Source organism: Lactobacillus nasalidis (assembly GCF_016587775.1).
Lineage (GTDB): Bacteria > Bacillota > Bacilli > Lactobacillales > Lactobacillaceae > Lactobacillus > Lactobacillus nasalidis.
In genome coordinates, this window is the sequence record NZ_BOCG01000185.1 from 1 (window position 1) to 1,593 (window position 1,593).

The window sequence follows — 1,593 nt, forward strand, 5'->3', positions numbered from 1 at the left end:
GCCAGACCAGCAGGATCGGCATGATGACCGCCGTCATCCGCCAGCGGGCCCGCATGACCACCTTGGCCTGGCAGTACCAGCTGTAGCCGGCATAGGCCGCCAGCAAAGTGTCGACGACCAAGTAAAATAACGTGTCCATGGATTCACCTCAAATATCATATCTTCTGAAACTAGTAGCTTAATTATAGCAAATCAAGCGCTTATAATAGAATCAAAAAGGCATCAAGCCGATTTTTCTTAAGAAAGAGGCAAAAAATGGACCAAGCAAAACTTTCTGAATTCAAGCAAGACCTGAAAGAGGCCAAGCACCCCGTCTTTTTGACCGGGGCAGGCGTGTCGACCCACTCCGGCATCCCCGACTACCGGTCCAAGACCGGGATCTACAACGGGGTCAGCGAGCCGCCGGAAGTCATCTTGAGCGAGGAGACCCTTTATGACCGGCCCCAGCTTTTTTACGACTTCGTCATGCAAAACATGTACTTCCCAGACGCCAAGCCCAACCTGATCCACGAAAAGATCGCGGCCATCTGCAATGAAAAAGGGGCCCTCATCACCCAAAACATCGATACTCTGGACCGCAAGGCCGGCAACCAGCACGTGACCGAATTTCACGGCAACCTCTACAACATCTACTGCTCCAAGTGCCATGAAAAGGTCAGCTACGAGGAATACGCCAAGGGCTACAAGCACGAATGCGGCGGCATCATCCGGCCCGGCATCGTCCTTTACGGGGAAGGCATCAACCCGGACAATGTCAACCAGTCCATCTTAGAATTGCGGTCTAGCGACCTGGTCGTGATCGTCGGCACCAGCTTCGTCGTCTACCCCTTCGCCGGCCTTTTAGGCTACGCGCCAAAAGGCGCCAAGATCTGGGCCGTCAATTTGACCGAGATCCCGGCTCAAGGAATCCAGCAGCTGATCGGCGACGCCCTGGAAGTCTTTAAGCAAGTTTAGGAAAGGCAGCTTCTGCGGCTTCTTTTAAGACGACAGCCTGGTTGTGGTCTTCGTCTTTGGCCGCGTAGAGGAAAAGGACGTCTCCTTTTGCCAAAAGGTCACGCAAATGCCCGACAAAAAGCGGCCAGTCCGGATTGTCTGCCAGTTCTTCCAGATAGTACTGGCGGAAGTCCTGGTACCGGGCCGGGTCATGCTTGAACCAGGTCCGTAATTCCCGGCTGGGGGCCAGGTCCTTGACCCACTCGTCCAAATTGGCGGCTTCCTTCTTGATCCCCCGGGGCCAGAGCCGGTCCACCAAGATCCGGTAGCCGGCCGGCTGCTCTTTGGCGTAAATACGGACTGTTTTGATCGTTGACATAGACACACGCTTTCTGTTTCTTCTATATTTATTAGATATTACGAAAAAAATTTATTTAGATAACCCTTATTGTTCTCATTATACAATTTTAAATGGAAAGATTGGTTAAGCAATGGATTACAGGGACTTTTTCACCGGCCGGCCCACCAGCGAGATCTGCCGGGACCTGATCGGCCGCCCTTTTTACTATCAAACAGGCGAAGAAAAACTAGGCGGCTGGATCGTTGAGGCCGAGGCCTACCTGGGCACGGAAGACCGGGCCGCCCACTCCTACGGGGGCC

Annotated in this window: 3 protein-coding genes; 2 read left to right on the forward strand and 1 reads right to left on the reverse strand. The window is 53.4% G+C overall.

Annotation, left to right across the window (positions count from 1 at the left end; translation table 11 throughout):
• Positions 1-255: 255 nt before the first annotated feature.
• Entirely contained in the window at positions 256-954 is a 699-nt protein-coding gene (locus lacNas_RS03385; protein ID WP_201332159.1) for an NAD-dependent protein deacylase, read from the forward strand.
• Here the strand turns inward: lacNas_RS03385 and lacNas_RS03390 are convergent.
• On the reverse strand, positions 941-1,312 hold the full coding sequence (locus lacNas_RS03390) for a DUF488 domain-containing protein (RefSeq protein ID WP_201332160.1): 372 nt from the start codon (positions 1,310-1,312) through the stop codon (positions 941-943). The genes lacNas_RS03385 and lacNas_RS03390 overlap by 14 nt on opposite strands.
• A gap of 112 nt (positions 1,313-1,424) precedes the next feature.
• On the opposite strand from lacNas_RS03390, the gene lacNas_RS03395 reads away from it, so the two are divergent.
• On the forward strand, positions 1,425-1,593 hold a 169-nt coding region (locus lacNas_RS03395; RefSeq protein WP_201346591.1), incomplete at its 3' end, for a DNA-3-methyladenine glycosylase.